The organism is Bacteroides sp. D1 (assembly GCF_000157095.2).
Taxonomy (GTDB): Bacteria; Bacteroidota; Bacteroidia; order Bacteroidales; family Bacteroidaceae; genus Bacteroides; species Bacteroides xylanisolvens.
In genome coordinates this window covers 290,078-312,651 of sequence record NZ_JH114350.1, presented here as the reverse complement: position 1 = coordinate 312,651, position 22,574 = coordinate 290,078, and the positions used below count along the sequence as shown (strand labels likewise).

The 22,574-nt window shown below is 43.8% G+C and carries 20 protein-coding genes; 12 read left to right on the top strand and 8 right to left on the bottom strand.

The annotated features are described in order from the left end of the window. The first annotated feature begins 125 nt into the window (after window positions 1-125). Window positions 126-1,919 (top strand): bifunctional DNA primase/helicase, encoded by a 1,794-nt coding sequence (locus BSAG_RS03695; RefSeq protein ID WP_008997724.1) that lies wholly within the window; start codon window positions 126-128, stop codon window positions 1,917-1,919. Window positions 1,920-2,015: 96 nt separating this feature from the next. Here BSAG_RS03695 and BSAG_RS03700 read toward each other — a convergent pair whose 3' ends face one another. Beyond that, a complete protein-coding gene (locus tag BSAG_RS03700; RefSeq protein ID WP_004315917.1) occupies window positions 2,016-2,273 on the bottom strand; it encodes a DUF4248 domain-containing protein in 258 nt (85 codons plus the stop codon). A gap of 180 nt (window positions 2,274-2,453) precedes the next feature. On the opposite strand from BSAG_RS03700, the gene BSAG_RS03705 reads away from it, so the two are divergent. From BSAG_RS03705 to BSAG_RS03720, 4 genes are all read left to right on the top strand, one after another. Further along, entirely contained in the window at window positions 2,454-4,013 is a 1,560-nt protein-coding gene (locus BSAG_RS03705; protein WP_004315916.1) for an ATP-binding protein, read from the top strand. 185 nt (window positions 4,014-4,198) lie between these two features. Then, window positions 4,199-4,741, top strand: coding sequence for an HU family DNA-binding protein (locus BSAG_RS03710; protein ID WP_004300374.1), 543 nt, complete (start codon window positions 4,199-4,201; stop codon window positions 4,739-4,741). Between the two features lie 56 nt (window positions 4,742-4,797). Continuing rightward, window positions 4,798-5,103 carry a hypothetical protein gene (locus tag BSAG_RS03715; protein WP_004300375.1) on the top strand — a complete coding sequence of 102 codons (306 nt, stop codon included), beginning with the start codon at window positions 4,798-4,800 and terminating at the stop codon, window positions 5,101-5,103. Window positions 5,104-5,107: 4 nt separating this feature from the next. After that, window positions 5,108-5,557 (top strand): N-acetylmuramoyl-L-alanine amidase, encoded by a 450-nt coding sequence (locus BSAG_RS03720; RefSeq protein ID WP_008017365.1) that lies wholly within the window; start codon window positions 5,108-5,110, stop codon window positions 5,555-5,557. 94 nt (window positions 5,558-5,651) lie between these two features. Here BSAG_RS03720 and BSAG_RS03725 read toward each other — a convergent pair whose 3' ends face one another. From BSAG_RS03725 to BSAG_RS03755, 7 genes are all read right to left on the bottom strand, one after another. After that, window positions 5,652-6,794 (bottom strand): glycosyltransferase family 4 protein, encoded by a 1,143-nt coding sequence (locus tag BSAG_RS03725; protein ID WP_004315914.1) that lies wholly within the window; start codon window positions 6,792-6,794, stop codon window positions 5,652-5,654. Window positions 6,795-6,903: 109 nt separating this feature from the next. Beyond that, complete coding sequence (locus BSAG_RS03730; protein WP_004315913.1) at window positions 6,904-8,097, bottom strand: glycosyltransferase; 1,194 nt, start codon at window positions 8,095-8,097, stop codon at window positions 6,904-6,906. Window positions 8,098-8,124: 27 nt separating this feature from the next. Further along, window positions 8,125-9,051 carry a glycosyltransferase family 2 protein gene (locus BSAG_RS03735; protein ID WP_004315912.1) on the bottom strand — a complete coding sequence of 309 codons (927 nt, stop codon included), beginning with the start codon at window positions 9,049-9,051 and terminating at the stop codon, window positions 8,125-8,127. A 9-nt stretch (window positions 9,052-9,060) separates the two neighbouring features. Then, on the bottom strand, window positions 9,061-10,359 hold the full coding sequence (locus tag BSAG_RS03740) for an O-antigen ligase family protein (RefSeq protein WP_004315911.1): 1,299 nt from the start codon (window positions 10,357-10,359) through the stop codon (window positions 9,061-9,063). After that, entirely contained in the window at window positions 10,349-12,574 is a 2,226-nt protein-coding gene (locus BSAG_RS03745) for a GumC family protein (RefSeq protein ID WP_004315910.1), read from the bottom strand. Before BSAG_RS03745 ends, BSAG_RS03740 begins: the two co-directional genes overlap by 11 nt. Window positions 12,575-12,585: 11 nt before the next feature. Next, window positions 12,586-13,332 carry a TolC family protein gene (locus BSAG_RS03750; protein WP_008017377.1) on the bottom strand — a complete coding sequence of 249 codons (747 nt, stop codon included), beginning with the start codon at window positions 13,330-13,332 and terminating at the stop codon, window positions 12,586-12,588. Between the two features lie 137 nt (window positions 13,333-13,469). After that, complete coding sequence (locus BSAG_RS03755; protein ID WP_008017378.1) at window positions 13,470-14,741, bottom strand: BamA/TamA family outer membrane protein; 1,272 nt, start codon at window positions 14,739-14,741, stop codon at window positions 13,470-13,472. A gap of 218 nt (window positions 14,742-14,959) precedes the next feature. On the opposite strand from BSAG_RS03755, the gene BSAG_RS03760 reads away from it, so the two are divergent. The 7 genes from BSAG_RS03760 (at window position 14,960) to nqrF (ending at window position 22,563) form a co-directional block, all read left to right on the top strand. Then, window positions 14,960-16,354 (top strand): C1 family peptidase, encoded by a 1,395-nt coding sequence (locus BSAG_RS03760; protein WP_004315907.1) that lies wholly within the window; start codon window positions 14,960-14,962, stop codon window positions 16,352-16,354. 172 nt (window positions 16,355-16,526) lie between these two features. Continuing rightward, complete coding sequence (locus BSAG_RS03765) at window positions 16,527-17,876, top strand: Na(+)-translocating NADH-quinone reductase subunit A (RefSeq protein ID WP_032811009.1); 1,350 nt, start codon at window positions 16,527-16,529, stop codon at window positions 17,874-17,876. A 133-nt stretch (window positions 17,877-18,009) separates the two neighbouring features. Next, window positions 18,010-19,182, top strand: coding sequence for an NADH:ubiquinone reductase (Na(+)-transporting) subunit B (locus tag BSAG_RS03770; RefSeq protein ID WP_004311620.1), 1,173 nt, complete (start codon window positions 18,010-18,012; stop codon window positions 19,180-19,182). 13 nt (window positions 19,183-19,195) lie between these two features. Next, entirely contained in the window at window positions 19,196-19,870 is a 675-nt protein-coding gene (locus BSAG_RS03775) for a Na(+)-translocating NADH-quinone reductase subunit C (RefSeq protein ID WP_004315905.1), read from the top strand. Between the two features lie 21 nt (window positions 19,871-19,891). Next, window positions 19,892-20,533, top strand: coding sequence for an NADH:ubiquinone reductase (Na(+)-transporting) subunit D (locus tag BSAG_RS03780; RefSeq protein WP_004300389.1), 642 nt, complete (start codon window positions 19,892-19,894; stop codon window positions 20,531-20,533). A 110-nt stretch (window positions 20,534-20,643) separates the two neighbouring features. Next, entirely contained in the window at window positions 20,644-21,270 is a 627-nt protein-coding gene (gene nqrE, locus BSAG_RS03785; RefSeq protein WP_004315904.1) for an NADH:ubiquinone reductase (Na(+)-transporting) subunit E, read from the top strand. A gap of 18 nt (window positions 21,271-21,288) precedes the next feature. Further along, complete coding sequence (nqrF, locus tag BSAG_RS03790) at window positions 21,289-22,563, top strand: NADH:ubiquinone reductase (Na(+)-transporting) subunit F (protein ID WP_004306318.1); 1,275 nt, start codon at window positions 21,289-21,291, stop codon at window positions 22,561-22,563. Window positions 22,564-22,574: the final 11 nt, after the last annotated feature.

The following is a 22,574-nucleotide window of genomic DNA, read 5'->3' as shown; positions in this document are numbered from 1 at the left end:
TGATGTTCGTCTGGCAGGTAACGGAAGCTCGTCCGGCAGGTGGCAGACACTCGTCCGGCAGGTAAGTCCTCTGCGTGTGAATGATTATTTTAAACTATTTTTTAATTAGAAAAAAGGAAAAAAATATGAGAAATTTTGCCAACTATGATGTCGACATCCACGGTAAATCGAGTGGAGTCCTCAAGACGATTTGTAAAAAATGTCTTCCTACCCGCAAGAATAAGCGCGACCGTTCGCTACGTGTCAACGTCGACACGGGCCACTGTCACTGTTATCATTGTGGCGCTGATTTTTATGTTCCCGATGATGTGGAAGAGCGCAAGAATGCCGAACGTGTGGCAGCCCGCAAGCGTCGTGCAGCAGCCATTCCGCAGCATTTTCAGCGTCCAGTGTTTGATGCCTCGAAAACCACGCTTTCCGAAGACACGGAGCGTTGGCTGGTGGAGACGCGTTGCATCCCGCAGTCCGTCATAGCCGCCCTACGCATCACCGAACAGGAAGAATTTATGCCGCAATCCGGCAAAAAGGAACGTTGCATCTGCTTCAACTATTTTGAAGGGGAACAACTGATAAACACCAAATTTCGCGCTCTCCCGAAACTTTTCAAAATGGTGCAGGGTGCCGAACTGATTCCCTACAACATCGACTCCATCCTGGGGCAAACCTCCTGCATCATCCACGAGGGGGAACTGGATGCTGCTTCTTCCATCGCCGCCGGATTCAAAAGCGCCATCTCCGTGCCGGCCGGAGCCAATTCGAACCTCTCCTGGCTCGACCGTTTTATGGAGACGCACTTCGAGGACCTGGAAGAAATCATCATTGCCGTTGATGCTGATTCTGCCGGAATCCGGTTGCGCAATGAACTCATCAACCGGCTGGGAGCTGAACGCTGCCGGGTGGTGACTTACGGTCCGGAGTGTAAAGATGCCAACGAGCATCTCTGCAAATATGGTATCGCCAGTCTCCGTATCGCCATCGAACAGGCAGCAGAAGTTCCGCTCGAAGGTATCTTCACCGCTGCCGACTTGCATGACGATCTGCGGGCTCTTTTCGACAACGGCTTCGGTCCCGGAGCGGAAACGGGATGGGAGGAGATGGATAAGATCTGCACGTATGAACGTGGGCGAAGTGTCTACGTCACCGGAGTTCCCGGTGCAGGAAAATCCGAGTGGGTGGACGAATTGGTGTTGCGTCTCTGCCTGCGGCATCAATGGAAAATCGGGTTCTTTAGCCCGGAAAATACCCCCATCGTCTATCATCTCCGCAAACTGATTGAGAAACTCACCGGACACCGTTTTCAAAACGGCTGTGGCATGACGGAGGGACTCCTTGCGAACTCGGAAGATTTTCTGACTGAAAACGTCTCTCATATCTCTCTGAAAGGTAATGTTTCTCCGGATCGTGTACTGGCTAAGGCTCATGAACTCGTTGTCCGCCGTGGCTGCCGCATCATTGTCTTCGACCCGCTCAACCGTTTCGACCATAACCCGCAGCCTGGACAGACGGAAACGCAATATATTTCGAACCTGTTGAATAAATTTACAGAATTTGCCGTGCAACATAATTGCCTGCTCGTGGTCGTAGTCCATCCTCGTAAAATGAACCGTAATCCTGTCACGGGCATTACCCCTCGTGTGGAAATGTACGACATCAACGGCTCTGCCGATTTCTATAACAAAGCGGATTACGGTATCATTGTGGAACGTGACAAGGAGGTTGGTGCCACACGCGTATACGTGGACAAGGTGAAATTCAAGCATCTTGGTGTCGGTGGAATGGCATCCTTTGTCTACGATCCCGTAAGCGGACGATACCTGCCCTGTGAAGAATCTCACGACCCTTCTCTCTCCGCTGACCAGCGTGTCCGAAATACAATGTTCGACAACTCCTGCTGGCTACCTGAAAAAGAGCTGTTTTAAAGTATTAGGTATTAAGTATCAAGTATTAAGTATTATGATGTTATCCATTGTTGCGATGCGTTTACCATACTTGATACCTAATACTTAATACTTCAATTAGGGTTCTTGGAGTACTTCGACGATGAGCCTTACTTGTGCGGGAGTGTAGTATCTGGCGCGTGGATTCATGCCGGTGGCCAGGAGCCGTTCTTTTAGTCCGGGTGCAGCTTCAATCCATTCGTTGAATCGGTCTACTGCGCTTTGTTGCAGGATATTGGGGAGGTACAACAAGGCGAGCTCGCCTTTCCCATAGGTGCGGTATTGGAATGTTTTTTCTTCTTCTTGTTCGGGGAGAATCTTGTTTTTTGTTTTCATTTATAGTTGTGCCTTTAGATTGTTATATTTGAAGTAAAGTTACTCATTTTTAGTGGAATAGGCAAATTTTGAGAGCGGATGTTCGGGCGTATTCATAAAAGAATTGATACTAATAGAATACCGATTCTTGAAATTTATCGTATCTTTGTTTACGTTTCACGTTAAAAGCATAGAAAAAGGATGGAAGGAATATTCAGGCGTTATCCGATAGGGATACAGAGTTTCGAGAGACTACGCAATGATAATTGTGTGTATATTGATAAGACAGAGTTGATTTATCGTTTGGTAAATACACATACGACTTATTTTCTTAGCCGTCCCCGACGCTTTGGAAAGAGTCTGTTAGTTTCCACTCTTGAAGCCTATTTCTCTGGTAAAAAAGACCTGTTCAAGGGGCTGATGATGGAACAGTTGGAGAAAGACTGGACGGTTTATCCCGTGTTGCATATTGATTTCAGTATCAGTAAGTATATGAATGCGGGGATGCTGCGCTCCGCTATCAACAATCGCTTGGTGGAATGGGAACGAATTTACGGATGTGACACGAGCGAAGACACTTTCAGTCTCCGTCTGAAAGGTATTATCAAACGTGCTTACGAGCAGAGCGGGCGTCAGGTTGTGTTACTTGTAGACGAATATGATTCTCCTATGTTGGATAGCAACAACAATGAGGAGTTGCAAGCTGAAATACGTGGCATCATGCGCGACTTTTTCAGTCCGTTGAAAGCGCAGGGAGAATATCTTCGTTTTCTTTTCCTGACCGGTATCAGTAAATTTAGTCAGATGAGCATCTTTAGTGAATTGAACAATCTTCAGAACATAAGTATGCAAGATGCTTATAGTGCCATTTGCGGTATAACGGAAAATGAATTGCGTACACAGTTGGAAGAAGATATAAGAAGGATGGCCGAGGCGAACGGTGAAACGTATGATGAAGCTTGTATACATTTGAAACAACAATATGATGGGTATCATTTCAGTGAAAATAGTGAAGACATTTACAATCCGTTTAGTTTGTTTAATGCATTTGCTCAAAAGAAATATGCCAATTTCTGGTTCTCTACCGGCACTCCCACTTTCCTGATAGACATCTTGCAGCAAAGCGATTTCGATATTCGTCAACTGGATGGCGTTTCGGCTACTGCCGAGCAGTTTGATGCACCTACCAATGTCATTACAGACCCGCTTCCGGTACTTTACCAAAGCGGTTATCTCACTATTAAAGAATATGATCGGGATTTTCAGATCTATACGTTGGCTTATCCTAACAAAGAAGTTCGGAAAGGCTTTATCGAATCATTAATGCCGGCTTATGTGCATTTGCCTGCTCGCGAGAATACATTTTATGTAGTATCGTTTATCAAAGACTTACGGGTCGGCAATCTGGATCAATGTATGGAGCGGATCAAATCATTTTTCGCCTCTATCCCCAATGATATGAATAATAAGGAGGAGAAACACTATCAGACCATCTTCTACCTCCTGTTCCGGTTGATGGGGCAATATGTGGATGCAGAAGTAAAGAGCGCTGTTGGCAGGGCTGATGTTGTGATAAAGATGCAGGAGGCTATCTATGTATTTGAATTCAAAGTAGACGGTACTCCTGAAGAAGCGTTGGCACAGATCAATAGTAAGCAGTATGCGATTCCTTATCAGGCAGATCATCGGAAAGTTATCAAAGTGGGAGTTAATTTCGACAGTAGTACGCGAACTATTGGAGAATGGATCATTGAAAACTAGGGAATAATCTTACATATTCCTACATATTTCCACATATTTCGGTATAATTCGGTGTAATCCGTTTTAATCCGGCATAATCCGGTGTAGTCCGGTGCAATCCGGTAAGTCGTCAATGTGTTGTCGTATCTTTGTTTCATCAACAGAAAGGGAGAATGTACTTCTTTTCGTAGAAACAATTTTTAAATATGGCAACAGTTACAGTTGTGCGCTACAAGCGCAGAAAACGGCTCGGTGATGATAAATCACCGATGATGTATCTTCTCAAGCCTAAGGCTGGAGAGTCGAAAATCTATTCAATTGATTCACTGGCACAGGAAATCGAGTCTATCGGGTCGCTTTCGGTGGAAGACGTGTCGCATGTGATGAAATCCTTTGTCCGTGCGATGAAAAAAGTGCTTGTGGCAGGGAATAAGGTGAAAGTGGATGGACTGGGTATTTTTTATACCACGCTGACCTGTCCGGGTGTGGAACAGGAAAAGGATTGTACGGTGAAAAATATCACTCGCATCAATCTCCGTTTCAAAGTCGACAACTCATTGCGTCTTGCCAATGACAGCACGGCAACTACTCGTGGCGGGGATAATAACATGATGTTCGAATTGTATACGGAGAAGAAGTCCGCTGCCGGAGGAAACGGCGGTGACGGCTCCGATGATGATGGTAAAGGCGATGGGGGAGAACCCGGTGGTGGTAGCGGTGGAGGAGAAGCTCCGGATCCGGCAGCATAAACCGCTTTGATTGACTCTGTTCTCAATTTATTAATTTATCATCTCAATCTATTAAAATGTTAGATAAAATTATCGAAATCATCATGACGATTCTGCCTTTTCTGGGCAGTAGCCGCAAGAAGCGCCAGATGATGGCGCAAGAAGTGAAAGAGTTCAGTGAACTAGTGAAAGACCAGTATACTTTTCTGATGCAGCAGTTGGAGAAAGTGTTGAAGGATTATTTCGACCTTAGTTCGAAAGTGAAAGAGATGCACGCGGAGATTTTCTCGTTGAGAGGACAGCTGACGCAAGCTGCGGCTCTGCAGTGTAGTAGCAAGGAATGTGTGCAACGAGTACAGATGGTCACTGAAACGGAGGGATGAATTTATGCGAACCATCAACTTGATTGTGATCCACTGTTCCGCCACAAGGGCGGACAGGGATTTTACGGAAGATGATTTGGAAGTGTGCCACCGTCGGCGTGGTTTCAACGGGACGGGGTATCATTTTTATATCCGTAAAAATGGAGATATAAAGACCACCCGTGAGATTGAACGAATCGGTGCGCACGCAAAAGGACACAACCAGAACAGTATTGGCATTTGTTATGAGGGCGGACTTGACTGCCACGGTCATCCCGCCGATACACGTACCGAATGGCAGATTCATTCGATGCGGGTGCTGATCCTTGCACTCCTGCGCGACTATCCCGGTTGCCGGGTGTGCGGACATCGGGATCTAAGTCCGGACCTGAACGGAAACGGAGAGATCGAACCCGAAGAGTGGATTAAAGAGTGTCCGTGCTTCGAAGTGAAAGAATTCTGCTCAAAAATGTAATGTACTCTATAGAAAGACTTGTGACCGAGTACATAAATACTTGTCACAAGTCTTTTCTCGTTTTATCATTTCTTAGGTTATTTTCCGGTGAGTTTTACTTAGACACGGGGCAGATGTTTGATAAAGAAAGTTCCTTATATATACTCAATAACGATTCTGCTGTGTTTCTCCACGAAAACATCTGGCTGCGCTTAAGCCCGTATTCCACTTGTTGCTGGTAGAATGTCCCGTCATTTTCTAGTTTCAAGATTTTTGCTGTGATATCTTCGGGACTGAATGGATCAACCAATAAAGCCCCATCACCTGCAATTTCGGGCATTGCTGAAGTATTTCCTGCAATGATTGGTGTTCCGCAAGCCATCGCTTCCAGCATCGGGATACCGAAACTTTCGCGAAGTGAGGGATATAGAAATGCGAATGCACCACTGTAGAGCGCTGCAAGGTCGGTATTCTCAATGTAGCCGGGGAAGCTGAGATAACTTTTGATATCCATCATCTTTTCTTCTTCCAATATCCGGTCAATGGCATCTTCTTTAAGGTCGGCAATCAGTAATGGTAACTTCTTTGCCGATTTTTTCAAATATCCGCTGTACGCTTTCAGTACTCTCGGAGTATTCTTTTTCGGATCCGTGTTTCCTAGAAAAAACAGATATTCGTCTGCATCGATATATTTCCGGGTAATTTCCGGAGCTTTGGGCTGCAAATGGAAATGACTGTTGAACCCGTTATATACAGCTACTAATTGCTTTTCCGGCAGATGTAACGCTTCAAGAATCCGTTTCCGTTCGAACTGCGAAACGGTAATAATTTTCTCGCACTTGGGGAGTATGCGCGGAACGACTAACCGGCGATAATGCCATCCCATCTCTTGATACCACGACAGGCTGGACGACTGGCGCTTTTCCAGATAGATTATATCGTGCAATGTTAGAACCAGAGGCACAGGGCAGTGTAGAGGAGCCGTGTTGCTGGTGCAATGCAGCAAATCGGGCTTGATGCTTTTTACTGCACGCGGGAGTGCTACCTGTTCCCACAATGGATAAGTAGGGCATTTCAGCTCGATGATATGTACGTTATCGGAACTTTCCAGACACTTGTCTTCACCGGGACTGACAAAAATGAAATATTCATTTTCATGATCCATTTTTTGTAGTTCCCGAATTGTTTCAAGAGCAACAAAATCCATTCCATGCTTGTTGGGGCGGAAAATGCGCTGTGCTTCAATGGCTATTTTCATATTCTTTCTTTTTTAGTGGTGGTGATGTTTTCTCTTTTATATAAGTTTTTTGTTTCTAGGGAGTCTCATTTTTTTATAAATATTCTCTTGCTTTTCAAGAAAATTTTCTTTAAAAATGGCCTTCTCCATGTTCTGTATGGATAAATTTTTTATAAGCTCCTTTCAACTTGAACAAATTGCCGATGGTAGTGAGTGCCAGTATTGGGATTTTTATAATTGCTTTACCCAATCGTTTGTTTAGCAGATTTCCAGGTATGGGCAATATCATTGCTACTATCTGGGCTATGGATAATATCCACCATTTTATGGCTATCATCCATTCGTTTCCGGAATCGCCTTTCAGACTTAGCCAGATACCGATGGCTGTGAAAATAAATGTCAGTCCGAAAACACCTGCTATTTGGATCAGTCTTGGGGGTAGCATCCATTGAATTATCTTGTCGCAGTAGTCAATGTTACCTTGGCGGATTGCTTTCTGTAATCCGGACAATGAACTGCGGAGAATGCCGAATTGTGCAGCTATCCAGCGTTTTCGCTGATTGCTGATGGCTTCTTCTTTCTGCGTTTTTTCGTCATAAATTGGTATTTCCGGTAGGTAGGTGGTGTGAATGCGCTGTTGCAGAAGAAGTACTTCTAATTCCTTGTCTTCGCCTGCCGTTTCAAGAAGTCGGACGTTTTTCCGGAACCAGTCGGCTTCAAAAGCCATTCCTGAACCGGATAATGCGGCTGAAAGTCCTAGTGCATTGTGTCCGCTGCGGAAGATGCCATTATTAATTTCTTCGCTGATGCCATCCAGAACAGAAATGTCAGTATTCAGATTTTGGCCGGTTCGGTGGGCTTGTATGCACCGCACACCGCTGTCGAATGCACGGTTTACCGCTGTCAGGAAGTGCGGGGAAGTCAGATTATCGGCGTCCATGATAACTACTACATCGTAGGGTATTCCGTCAATGGCATCCATTGCCATTGTCAGTGCTTTGGCTTTGGAGCTGTCTTTATAGTCGGCTATCAACAATCGGATAGGCAAGGAACGCAAGAGCTCGTTGGTGGCAGACTGCATCTGGTCGGAGATAACGATGATATCAAACATTTCTTTCGGATATTCCTGTCTCAGGAAACTGCGTACGGAAGAGACGATTACCCGGTCTTCTTTATAAGCCGGGAAGAGTATGACGAAACGTCGTAGGGTGCGGGCTTCCGGAAATTCAGGGACCCGGTAGAACTTGGAAGCAATGGCGTATAGCAACAGATAACATACGCAAAGCGCGAAAAGTACAAAAAGAATCCAGTCGACGATATTCATAGTATTTGGAATTTATGACACAACGTTTTATTTATCGGGTGAGACAACGCTCTTTTTGTCGGATGACGGGCGAAGAAGTCCGGAGTTTACTCCATAGAATATGGCTGCCGCCAAGTCGAAACGCCCTTTGAGGATGAAAGCCAAACTATTCTTTGTAGCAGCTACGGTGCTCTGATAAATAATGGAGGCGATGCGGTTGAACCCTTTCAGATTGCGCCGGGCATAGAACAGGCGGTTGCGTGTCAGATAATAAGTACGCAATTTACTAAGTTGCCCAGTGCTCTGGCTTTCTTTATGAAAAATGGTACAGCAGGGATCGTACCACAGTTCATATCCGGCACGGGTCATGCTTGTGCTCCAGTCTAGTTCTTCATAGTAGAGAAAAAATATCTCGGGCATCATTCCTATCTTTTCAATGACTTCCCGTTTAAACATCATTGCTGCCCCATGCAGATAGGGGGTGGTGTGGGGAGTGTCGAATGTTCCATCGTCTGGACAATCGAAGCCCAGCATATGGTTACGTAGGGTGATTTGCGACAAGGGAGTGAATCCGGCAAATTGTATATGCTGGGGTGGAAATGCAAAGCGTATCTTGGGGGATACACCTCCAATCTCCGGTCGACTTTCAAGGCGTTCTACGAGATAGGCGATATGGTCTGATTCAATATATGTATCATTATTAATAAGGAATATGTATTTACCTTTTGCTACCTGGATGCCGATATTATTTCCACCGGAAAAACCACTGTTCTCATTGCTGCGGATAGCGACAACGGTGGGATACAGTTGATGTATTTTAGCTGCTTCGTTTTCATGTGAAGCATTGTCTACGACGATGATTTCATAACTTACAGAATGTATTTTATTCTGTAGTGATTCTATTAGTTCGCATGTGTCTTTGAATCCGTTGTAGCAGATTGTGATAAATGATATGTCTGGAATATTGTTTGTCATATTTGTTCGTCAGTTTTTTTGAGTGGCTACTAGTTCTTTTTCTTTCTCTTCTTCACTGATGCGCTTGTCTATATGAGGAGCGGCAAAACAGAGTGCGAATCCTATATATACAGTCAATGGATTGGGATACTGCATTACGTCGTTGACATAGGCCGCTATGAAATAACCGGCATCCATACAAAGCCAGGCTGCCACTAATCCGCGCAAGCTCTTATTGCGTACTTTAAACATCAGTAGCCATGAGCACCAAGCGAATAGAATGCCATGTATACCCAGATAAAGAATGAGTCCGACAATTCCTGTTTCTACCCATACGCCGACTAACCATGAATCCGGAGGATAGGGCATTTGCTCTTTCGGTTCGAAATTTCCGGTTGAAAGCCCAACACCATATCCGATAGGCTTCTTTGCCATCAATTCTTTCATTCGCATCCTGTTTTCGACACGTACGAGGTATGAAGCATCTTCGGTAGGATGGAAAGAGGAACGCATTTTGTGAATGTATTGGTTTCCGCTCCCGATGTTGGTATAATAGAAAAATGCGAAAATGCTGATAGATATGAATATACCTCCCAGTAATGCTTTCCAATTCTTTGCTATGACGGTTATCATCAGCATGCCACCCATAAGAACGCCCATGGCAGAGCGTGTTCCGGAGATTCCCATTCCATAAATGCCGCAAAAAGCAATAAAAAGGAAGTAGATGCGTTTCCATCTGGAGTCAACAAAGAATGAGGCAATGGCAAAGGTCACAGTAGACATGGCAGCATGAACACCATAATTGGCTGCATCAGAGAAACAAGAGAAATAGCGAATGCCTGACCAGATAATGTGAGTACGTGCACCTCCCACTACGTGTAAGAAATAAAGATCTTTAGAACTGAATCCATGATTCTTCTGCCAATAACCTTTTAGGGTGAATATCAAAACAAATATTGACCATATAATTAATAATAGTTCAATATCTTTTTTGGTACGTATTACGATCGGAACGACGAATGCACAGATCAAGGGGGTGAGAGCGTATGGAGTGAGGTTAATATTCCAGGCTGCCATAACATTGTTTGGATTCAGTATTTCCAGTATATAAAACAATAACCAGACAATGAAGAAATAGGTCATTATATTTTGTCCGGGTTTCCAGTTAGTGCGCTCGTCATTGCCGAGTTGTATCAGACAGATCGTAGTAAACAATAAGATAAGCACCATTGAGAATAATCCTATCTTGATGTTTACGAACATACTTGCTGCGATTAGCGCGAACTGTGCGGCAAGCAGGAGGTGGAAAGCGGTTACTTTATTCGTCATCGTCCTCGTCTGCTGCTTCTTTGGCTTTTCTTCTGAGATTGAATATGATTTTTTCTGTTAATGATAACTGACTGAGACGATAGCCGATTCTACGCAGTAATGTATGGGGTGGAAGTTGTCCGGTAAAGTCTTCTACTGCGTCACGGTTCGCATTTGTGAGGCATATACGGAATGGGACATCCGTCTTACTCAGTTGCTGCGTAAGTTGTTCGCAAAGCTGTTTATCAATAGTTTTCCAGCCACGGTCTGCCGAAGCTACTAGAATATTGGCGTTGGCATCATGTAACAGAGCACTCGGAATATTGCTGGTCGATAATGGCGGATAAGCAACTATCAGCACATCTTCTCCTTGCAAAGTGTAAAAGTCTGTAATACTCTTGGCTAGCAGAAATTGGGTCGAGTCTGTATTAAAATCTACTCCATAGGTGATAAACCTGGCATTTAACATCCGGCTTTGCATATATCCACAGATTAAATTTCCCAATTCTTCTTCTCCGGAATTGTCACTGGTGCTGAAAAGGTTGATGATGAATACGCCGGGAGACTTGCGCTTAGTCAGGAAGCGAAGTAGCGAATTGCTCAATTCTTTTACGGAAAGCTGAACATAAGTCTTGGTCAGACCTCCATAGCGAGAGGGGCTTGTATTGGGAATAGCGCCTATTACCTTAAACCCGGTGACTCGCCTGGTACGGCTGGCATCTCGTAAAGTTCTGTCAAGCATTTCGACTAGTAACAACAAAGCGACTATGATGAGAAAACTGACTGCACAGGCAGCTATAACAATCTGTTTCCGATTGGTTGAGTTGGACGAAATCGGATAAGTCGGCTCGTTGAGTACTTTCAAAGTGGCAGAAGTCATTTCTAGATTTTTCTTTCTCAGTAAGGCTTCATTATAACTTTGAAGTACAGTGAGGTAGTTGCGTTCGGTGAAATTTATCATGCGCTCTTTTTGCTTGATGGTAGTACCTACCGGTGCGAAAAAAACATATCGGTCATTCAATTCACTGCGTGCATTCTGTACAATCTGTAATTCAGCTTTGGCTTTCTCGTATAGTAGCGTTTGTTCCAGCCATTGGTCGATGATATTGGTTCTCGAAGCGCCCTCTTTGGTATATTTATGGCCGATATAGGAGGATGTTAAGTCATTTAATTCTTGTTTGATTTCAGAGAGCCGTTTCTTTTCATTTATCAAGGTCTGATCGTCTGTTTTTGAGGAAACAGTCATCGCTTCAGCCTCCGATATTCTGCCGGTAATGCTGGAAGCTTCTCTCAGTTTGTCTACAAATTCCATGTTCTTGAGCACCTGTTTTGCATTACTGTCCATATGCTTTTCTAGTTCTTCAAGCATGGATTTGCTACTATTAAAAGCAAAAAGTGCGTCTTGCTCTCTCAGCTCGTATTCTTTACTGATGGCGGCTATTTCTTTGGTCTCGTCAATGTAGTTGATAATGCGTTTTTCTACATTATACTTTGTTAGGTCTTCTTCTTCTAAGTTTAGTTTCTTTCCGATGCGCTTCAACTCTTCTTCAAAGTATTTGATTACTTTGTCCGTCTCTCCATAACGAATGCGACGATATTCTTCTACAAATTCGTCCATTAAGATACTCACTGTATTGTAGACGATGCCTGGATCACCGGATGAATAGCTGATATCCAACAAATCACTGGTCAATCGACGCTGTACTTTGATGTTTTTCAGGGCATTATAGCTATAAAAAGGGTGATTGTAGTAAAATAATCCATAGATATAGTTATCTCTATGTGGACGCATATATTTTTCCAGATTAGCTACTGTCTTATCTTCACTCGACTTGTCGATTAGTTTTAGAATTTCAGCTCCATTCGGACTATTTTTCAAGTGATTGTAGGTATAGTTATAGCTGGAAGCGGTAATACCGTTATTTTCTTTATCCGGGTTACCCTGAATAAGAATTCGCGCAAATAATCGTAGACATACTCTCTTCAACGTACTTTCGGCCTGCATGATGCTGATCAAATTGTCCATTGAGTTTTGTACTGTTGCCCAGTCTGTGCGTTTGTCACTTTCTAGATTATAACCTGAAGCTACCCCTGTGTATAATGTGGCTTTTACATCATATCCTCCTTGCATATGTCGTGTGTAGTAAATAACCAGCAATGTGAAGAAAGTGGTTCCTAGCAATATCAGCCAGCGATGACGAAATAGGGCTCGTATGATAGAAATGATATAGTTCATATCTTAATCTTTTATTTTCGTATGATGGGAGTGCGTGAAATAACTTCGAGTATCATTAAACTCTTTGTTAATTCGAACTTGCTATTCTCATATGCCTCACGGGCTTGAGATTGCCTTTCCTTATCTGTAGATAAATCGGTAGACTCAATAGTACCATTGGCAAAGTTCTTTTCAGAAATTTCGTATTGCACATTAGCTAGCACCAAACTTTCACTCCTCATTTGAAGAACTTTCATCTGCGAAATTGCCATTGTGTACATTTCAATAATACTTTTTTTGATTTCGTCATACTTCATTTCTCGTTCTAGTTCCGCACTCCGCAGTGTGAGTCTTTGCCGACTGACACGTCCTTTGAGGTCGAATAAATCGTTCAATGGAATACTTAGACCTGCACCTACTGTGTAACCATTTTGCGCTTGAGTGGAGTAGGTAAGATATGGGGCGACTGCCACGTCCGTATAGGTGGACTCATTACCGAACATTCCGTATTGATAGCTCCCCCGTAAACTGAAGAAACCTAGAAATGACCATTTCTCTTTTTGGAGTAATTTGCGCTCAATTCTCGCCTTTACGTCCGCCATCTCATAAATGGGGCTGTTCTTGGCATTTTCGAATAAAACTGATAGTGGGGGGAGAACTATTTTACTATAATCTTCTTCACTTAGTTGAGAATAGTCAGACACTTCTTGTGCAACTACACGGGTGGTAGAGATGAACAGAAGTAATAACCCCGAAAAAAAATATATAAATTGCTTCATAAAAAAATCCTATTATTTGCTCTTGCTGTGTTATAGCTTGCGCAAATATAAGGATTAATTTCATTTATGTGCAGTCTTTTATTATCTATTTTACAATCTTTCTTGTAAATTGTGCACAATTTGTCGCGTAAATGGCGTCAAAAGGCTTCTGTCATGTTGAAGTAGAACAAATTCTGCTTGTTCACCATGTCTCTGCCGAAATCAAGGCGTACATTCATACGGGGTTGAACTTCGATACGTAATCCCAATCCGAGGTTGGGAAGCACACCTTCTATCTTGCCCGGAGTGGGTCCCATGAATCCGCATCCTCCCCAGGCTACATATCCTATATGACTTAACATCTTTTTTACCCAAGTGCTTTTGTCCGTATTTATCATCTGGCGGTATTCGGCCATCATGACATGCGAGGACTTGTCGCGAAACTGTCCCATGTAGTAACCGCGAAGATCGAAGGGGGTCCCGCTAAGTACATATTTTGTTAGGGGTACATCTCCGAATGCGTTTTTGCTTTGCACTGTCCAGGCTATCACTTTGCGGCGTCCTACTGTTTTGTATTGGCGGTAATCGATTTCCAATCGATAAAAATTATTATCACTGCCGAACGTTTTATTGTACATCATTCCCCGGAAGTCAAGGTAAGTTCCGCTATAAGCATTGGCGGGAATATCACGTGTGTCATACGTCAATAGGAAGCCGAGTCCCGAACTGAAATTTTTGTATCCGTGCTCCGTACCTCCTGCCGCAATGTACGAGGGCTCATTAACCATCCCCGCAGCCGGTTTAGTTATCTTGTCATAGTTCAAATCGACTTGAGGACCTGCAAAGAAATTACTTTCTCCCAGACGGAACAAGAACCAGGGGTTTACTTGAATGCCGCTATAACGGTACTCGCTGGTATCTTCTCCACGTTCATAATCTTTATTAGTGGAATATCCGATGCCATAAAAATTCTCGATTGTATTTTTATAAGAGAAGGTTCCGAAGATACGGAAACGGTCGCCTTTAAAGAAGAGCTGTGGTTTCGTCATCAGATTCAAGCCGCCCTTGAACATCAAGGCGATGGCCATTGGCACTACTGAACGCCGTTGAGTGGTATCACTCGGATTCATCCGAAACGTCATCAGTGCGCTACCGCCTACTAATAAACCGAAGTCCGGCGTATAACTGGGACCACCTAATATGTTATAGTGCAAATTCCGGTTTGCCACGCGCTGGCGACGCAACTCGCGCTTGGAAAGGGCAGGAATGGTGTCTGACGGGGCGCCTTCAAAATCTGTAGGAGTAGTATCACTGATAGAAGTTGTAGACATTTGCAGTTCATCGCTTTTTACTGCCGTACTATCAGCCGTAGCTGACATCATATTGATGGATGGAAGCATCACCAATATTCCTATTATATATTTCTTCATATTTCTCTTTGAGGAATTCGACTGCAAAGAAAACTATTTTATTCCGATTAGTTTTGATGTTCTTAGATAATAAATCTAAAAAAGAATCGTATTTTTGCAGAATAAGATGTTTTTCGATATGCTGGTAAATAAAATTGCATGATTTAATCCCATACACTAAAACAATATTTGTTAGCATATCATGATCCGTCAGCCTATTAATTAATTATTTATATCAAATGAATAAACAGATTTTATCAATTTTTGTTTTCTGTGCTTTTTCTTATTCTACACAAGCGCAAGAAGTGAAAGGAGGCATCAGCGACTCCATGATGCAACAAATCAAGCAGAGTTATGCAAACACTCCCACCGACAAGGCTATTCGCAACGCCATCGGCAACAACGACATCCGTAAACTGGCTCTCAACCAGGATAACCTGAAAGGCATGGATACGCATTTTTCTATCAAAGTGTCTTCTAAAGGTATCACCGACCAAAAATCTTCTGGTCGTTGCTGGCTTTTTACAGGTTTGAATGTGATGCGTGCCAAAGCGATCGCCAAGCATAACCTCGGTTCCTTCGAATTCTCGCAAACTTATCCTTTCTTCTTCGACCAACTGGAGAAAGCCAACCTCTTTCTACAAGGTATTATCGATACCAGCAGTAAGCCGATGGATGATAAAATGGTGGAATGGCTCTTCCGTAATCCTTTGAGTGACGGTGGAACATTCACCGGTGTAGCCGATATTGTCAGTAAATACGGGCTTGTTCCCAAAGATGTGATGCCGGAAACCAACAGTAGTGAAAATACCTCCCGTATGGCAGGTCTGATCGCCCTGAAACTTCGTGAACAGGGGCTTCAACTCCGTGATCTCGCTGCGCAAGGTGTCAAGCCTGCTGCCCTTGAGAAAACAAAAACAGAGATGTTGAGCACCATCTACCGCATGTTAGTGTTGAATCTCGGTGTTCCTCCTACTGAATTTACCTGGACTGAATATAACGCTAAGGGTGAGCCTGTGTCTACCGAAACTTACACTCCACTTTCTTTCCTGAAAAAGTATGGTGACGAAAAACTGATTGATAATTATGTCATGTTAATGAACGATCCGAGCCGTGAATATTATAAGTGTTATGAGATAGACTACGACCGCCACCGTTACGACGGCAAAAACTGGACGTATGTCAATCTCCCCATCGAGGATATCAAAGAAATGGCTATTTCTTCTCTCAAGGATAGCACAATGATGTATTTTTCTTGCGATGTAGGTAAGTTTCTAAACTCTGACCGTGGTCTACTGGATGTCAAAAACTACGACTACGAATCTCTTATGGGTACTTCTTTTGGCATGAACAAGAAGCAACGTATCCAAAGTTTTGCCAGTGGCTCCAGTCACGCCATGACTCTTATGGCCGTCGATCTTGACAAAAATGGAAAACCGACGAAATGGATGGTTGAAAATAGTTGGGGGCCTGCTGCCGGTTATCAGGGTTATCTCATTATGACAGATGATTGGTTTAACGAATATATGTTCCGTCTAGTAGTAGAAACGAAATATGCATCGAAAAAAGCTCTCGAGGTGTTGAAACAGAAGCCTATCCGACTTCCTGCTTGGGATCCTATGTTTGCTGAATAGTTCTTTTTCTTTGCTTCTGTCTTTTGTTTCGGAACAAAAGATAAAAGATTACGTGCACGAACACGAAAGGAATTACGGATATTTTTCCGTAATTCCTTTCGTTTTTCCTACCGAATCCCAATCTTATTTATTACTTTTGCGGCAAATTTATGAAACCATTATTTTATATAGCATGGCAAATGTAATAAAGTTACGTAAAGGCCTTGACATAAACCTGAAAGGAAAAGCTGCTGAAACGTACGCAACAGTAAAAGAACCGGGATTCTACGCACTTGTACCCGATGACTTTCCTGGAGTGACGCCTAAGGTAGTTGTGAAAGAGCAGGAATATGTAATGGCTGGTGGACCCTTGTTTATCGACAAGTATCATCCTGAAGTGAAATTTGTTTCGCCGGTGAGCGGCGTGGTGACGAGTGTAGAACGTGGTGCTCGTCGTAAGGTATTGAACATCGTAGTAGAAGCTGCTGCAGAGCAGGACTATGAAGATTTTGGGAAAAAGAATGTTGCTTCGATGGATGCTGAAGCTGTGAAATCCGCTCTGTTGGGAGCCGGACTTTTCGCGTTTATCAAACAGCGTCCTTATGACATCATTGCAGATCCGACGGTAACCCCGAAAGGAATCTTCATCTCCGCATTCGATACCAATCCATTGGCTCCGGATTTCGAGTTCGCCCTCAAAGGCGAAGAAGCAAACTTCCAGACAGGGCTTGATGCTCTTGCCAAACTGGCAAAAACCTACTTGAACATCAGTGTGAAACAGAACGCTGCCGCACTGACACAGGCTAAGAACGTTACAATCACCGCATTCGACGGACCGAACCCTGCAGGTAATGTAGGCGTTCAGATCAACCACCTCGACCCCGTATCCAAGGGCGAAACGGTATGGACTATTGATCCGCAAGCCGTAATCTTCATCGGTCGCCTCTTCAATACAGGCCATGTAGATTTCACCCGTACAGTAGCTGTGACAGGTTCCGAAGTGTTGAAACCTGCATACTGCAAACTACAGGTAGGTGCATTGCTCACCAACGTGTTTGCCGGCAATGTAACAAAAGACAAAGACTTACGCTACATCAGCGGTAACGTGCTGACAGGAAAGCAAGTATCTCCGAACGGATTCTTGGGCGCATTCCATAGCCAACTGACTGTTATCCCCGAAGGTGACGACATTCACGAAATGCTTGGATGGATCATGCCGCGTTTCAACCAGTTCAGTGCCAATCGTTCTTATTTCAGCTGGTTGATGGGTAAGAAGGAATATACGTTGGATGCCCGTATCAAAGGTGGCGAACGTCACATGATTATGTCGGGTGAATACGATAAGGTATTCCCAATGGACATTCTGCCCGAATATCTGATTAAAGCAATTATCGCTGGTGACATCGACCGTATGGAAGCACTCGGCATCTACGAAGTAGCTCCTGAAGACTTCGCCCTTTGCGAATTCGTCTGCTCTTCAAAGATGGAACTGCAACGCATCGTTCGTGCCGGACTCGATATGCTCCGTTCAGAAATGGCGTAATCGAATAAGAGATTAAATAATAAAAATTAAAATAAGCGATAGTTGAAATCTTGCGAAACGGCTCTCTGTGGATACAGCATAAACCCAGCACAGCCAATTTTCAACTCTCAACTTTCAATTTTCAATTAAATAAATGAAAGCGTTAAGAAATTATCTCGATAAGATAAAGCCGAACTTTGAGGAGGGCGGCAAATTCCACGCATTCCAGTCGGTGTTTGACGGCTTCGAAACATTCCTGTTCGTGCCTAGCAAGACTGCGAAAACGGGAACGCACATACATGACGCAATCGATAGCAAGCGCATCATGTCGATTGTGGTTATTTCGTTAATACCGGCTTTGCTGTTCGGTATGTACAACGTAGGTTACCAGCATTTCACTCATACAGGTGCTACTGGCAGCTTCATCGAAATGTTTATCTACGGATTCCTGGCAGTACTGCCTAAAATAATCGTATCATACGTAGTAGGTCTTGGCATTGAGTTCGTCGTAGCTCAATGGAAGAAAGAAGAAATCCAGGAAGGATTCCTTGTTTCCGGTATCCTGATCCCGATGATCGTTCCGGTAGACTGTCCGCTGTGGATTCTTGCCGTAGCTACTGCATTCTCTGTTATCTTCGCAAAAGAAGTATTCGGTGGTACAGGTATGAACGTATTCAACGTTGCGTTGATTACTCGTGCATTCCTGTTCTTCGCATACCCGACCAAGATGTCCGGTGATGCTGTTTGGGTGTCAGGAGACAGCATCTTCGGTTTAGGACAAAGCGTAGACGGACTCACCGTTGCCACTCCGCTGGGACAAGCTGCTACAACAGGTAGTGTTCCTGCGTTCAACATGGATATGATTACAGGTCTGATTCCGGGTTCTATTGGTGAAACCAGCGTAATCGCTATCCTGATTGGTGCCGTTATCCTGCTTTGGACAGGTGTTGCAAGCTGGAAGACAATGATTTCCGTATTCGTCGGTGGCGCATTCATGGCATGGGTATTCAACTCAATCGGCATGGAAAACAACACAATGGCTCAAATGCCTTGGTACGAACATCTCGTTCTTGGTGGTTTCTGCTTCGGTGCCGTATTTATGGCTACTGACCCTGTGACTTCCGCACGTACAGAAAGAGGTAAATATATCTTCGGATTCCTGATCGGTGTGATGGCTATCGTTATCCGCGTACTGAATCCGGGTTATCCGGAAGGTATGATGCTTGCCATCCTGCTGATGAACATCTTCGCTCCGCTGATTGACTACTGTGTAGTACAAAGCAATATCAGCCGTCGCGAGAAACGCACTATCAAGTCTAACCAATAAATACCGAAAGAAAATGAATACGAATAGTAATAGTTATACTATCATTTATGCTTCGGTAATGGTTATTATCGTAGCATTCCTGCTGGCATTCGTTAGTTCTTCACTGAAATCTACACAAGACAAGAATGTGCAGTTGGACACTAAGAAACAAATCCTCGCTGCATTGAACATTAAGAATGTGGAAGATGCGGATGCTGAATATCAGAAATATGTGAAAGGGGATATGCTGATGAACGTAGACGGTACGCTGACCGAAAATACGGGCGAATTTGCTACCAACTACGAGAAAGAAGCAAAAGAACAACAACGTCTGCACGTGTTTGTATGCGAAGTGGACGGTCAGACTAAATATGTAGTTCCTGTTTACGGTGCCGGTCTTTGGGGCGCTATCTGGGGATACGTTGCACTGAACGAAGATAAAGATACCGTTTACGGTACTTACTTCTCACACGCTAGTGAAACTCCGGGTCTGGGTGCTGAAATTGCAACCGACCATTTCCAAAATGAATTTGTAGGTAAGAAGACTTTGGAAAATGGAGCTATCACTTTGGGAGTCGTAAAAAATGGCAAGGTAGAGAAACCTGATTACCAAGTGGATGGTATCTCCGGTGGTACAATCACTTCAGTAGGTGTAGATGCCATGTTGAAGTCTTGCCTGAATAGTTACTTGAGTTTTTTAACTAAATAATAAGGAGGAGAAAGATAGAATATGGGACAACTGTTTTCAAAGAAAAATAAAGAAGTATTCTCTGCTCCGCTGGGAATTGATAATCCGGTAACCGTACAGGTGCTCGGTATCTGTTCTGCACTTGCTGTTACTGCAAAGCTGGAGCCTGCCATCGTGATGGGACTTTCAGTAACGGTGATTACTGCATTTGCCAACGTTGTTATTTCACTGTTGCGTAAGACGATTCCTAACCGCATCCGCATCATCGTCCAGTTGGTTGTGGTAGCTGCTTTGGTAACTATCGTAAGTGAAATCCTGAAAGCGTTTGCTTACGACGTAAGCGTACAGCTCTCTGTTTATGTAGGTTTGATTATCACCAACTGTATCTTGATGGGACGTCTGGAAGCATTTGCCATGCAGAACGGTCCTTGGGAGTCTTTCTTGGATGGTGTAGGTAATGGTTTAGGCTATGCCAAGATTCTGATTATCGTTGCTTTCTTCCGCGAACTGTTTGGCTCGGGAACATTGCTTGGTTTCAATATCCTGAATTATGAACCGATTCAAAATATCGGATACGTAAACAACGGCTTGATGTTGATGCCGCCGATGGCATTGATTATCGTAGCATGCATTATCTGGTATCAACGTGCACGTCATAAAGAATTGCAAGAACAAAGTAATTAATTATTTCTGATTTCTGAATTATGATTTATGTCTAGCTTTATAGTCATAGTCGCATGATAAGTCTGCTGAATCATAAATTATAAATCATAAATCATAAATCAAAAAGAATTATGGAACATTTATTAAGTTTATTCGTCCGCTCTATCTTTGTGGACAACATGATATTCGCATTCTTCTTGGGTATGTGTTCATACCTGGCTGTTTCGAAGAATGTGAAGACTGCCGTAGGACTGGGGATCGCCGTGACTTTCGTGTTGCTGGTGACGCTTCCGGTCAACTACCTGTTGCAAACTAAGGTGTTGGCTGCCAATGCTATCATTGAAGGTGTCGACCTTAGCTTCTTGAGTTTTATTCTTTTCATTGCCGTAATTGCCGGTATCGTGCAATTGGTGGAGATGGTGGTAGAACGCTTCACTCCGTCACTGTACGCTTCGCTGGGTATCTTCCTGCCGTTGATTGCTGTTAACTGTGCGATCATGGGTGCCTCTCTGTTTATGCAACAACGTATCAATCTGGGTCCGAGTGATCCGAAATACATTGGTGATATTTGGGATGCCCTTTCTTATGCATTAGGCTCTGGTATCGGTTGGTTGCTGGCTATCGTAGGTCTGGCTGCTATCCGCGAGAAAATGGCTTACTCTGACGTACCTGCTCCATTGAAGGGCTTGGGTATCACATTTATCACAGTAGGTCTGATGGCAATCGCGTTTATGTGTTTCTCTGGTTTGAACATCTAAAAAGAAAGGAATAAGACAATGGATATGAATTTAATATTAGCGAGCATTGGGGTATTCCTTGTGGTTATTCTGTTGCTTGTTGTAATCTTGTTGGTTGCCAAGAATTTCCTGGTGCCATCAGGAAACGTAAAACTGACAATCAACGGCGAAAAGGAATTGGAAGTGGCTTCCGGTTCTACTTTGTTGAATACGCTGTCTGTAAATGGGATATTCCTGTCATCTGCTTGTGGTGGTAAGGGATCTTGCGGACAGTGCAAATGCCAAGTACTCGAAGGAGGCGGCGAAATCCTGCCTTCTGAGGTTCCTCACTTCAGTCGCAAACAGCAGCAAGACCATTGGCGTCTGGGCTGTCAGGTAAAAGTGAAGGGGGATATGGCTATCAAGATTGATGAATCTGTACTCGGTGTGAAAGAGTGGGAGTGCGAAGTAATCTCCAACAAGAACGTGGCTACATTTATCAAAGAGTTCATCGTTGCTCTGCCTAAAGGCGAACACATGGACTTTATCCCGGGTTCTTATGCACAGATTAAGATTCCTAAATTTTCAATGGATTATGATAAGGACATCGATAAGAGCCTGATTGGTGATGAATATCTGCCAGCATGGGAGAAATTCGGTTTGTTAGGTTTGAAATGTAAGAACGACGAGGAAACAATTCGTGCTTACTCTATGGCCAACTATCCTGCCGAAGGTGACCGTATCATGTTGACAGTACGTATCGCTACTCCACCGTTCAAGCCGAAAGAACAAGGTCCTGGATTTATGGATGTGATGCCGGGTATCGCTTCTTCATATATCTTTACCCTGAAACCGGGTGACAAAGTAATAATGAGCGGTCCTTACGGAGACTTCCACCCAATCTTCGATTCTAAGAAGGAAATGATGTGGATTGGTGGTGGTGCCGGTATGGCTCCGTTACGTGCGCAAATCATGCACATGACTAAGACATTGCATACAACTGATCGTAAGATGTCTTACTTCTATGGTGCCCGTGCGCTGAATGAAGTGTTCTATCTGGAAGATTTCCTGCAAATCGAAAAGGACTTCCCGAATTTCACTTTCCATTTGGCTCTCGACCGTCCGGACCCTGCTGCTGATGCTGCAGGCGTGAAGTACACTCCGGGATTCGTTCACAACGTAATTTACGAAACTTACCTGAAGAATCACGAAGCTCCTGAAGATATTGAATACTACATGTGTGGTCCTGGTCCGATGTCGAAAGCTGTTGAGAAGATGCTCGACGATCTTGGCGTTCCGGCACAGAACTTGATGTTCGATAACTTCGGAGGATAATTCGCGGAAGA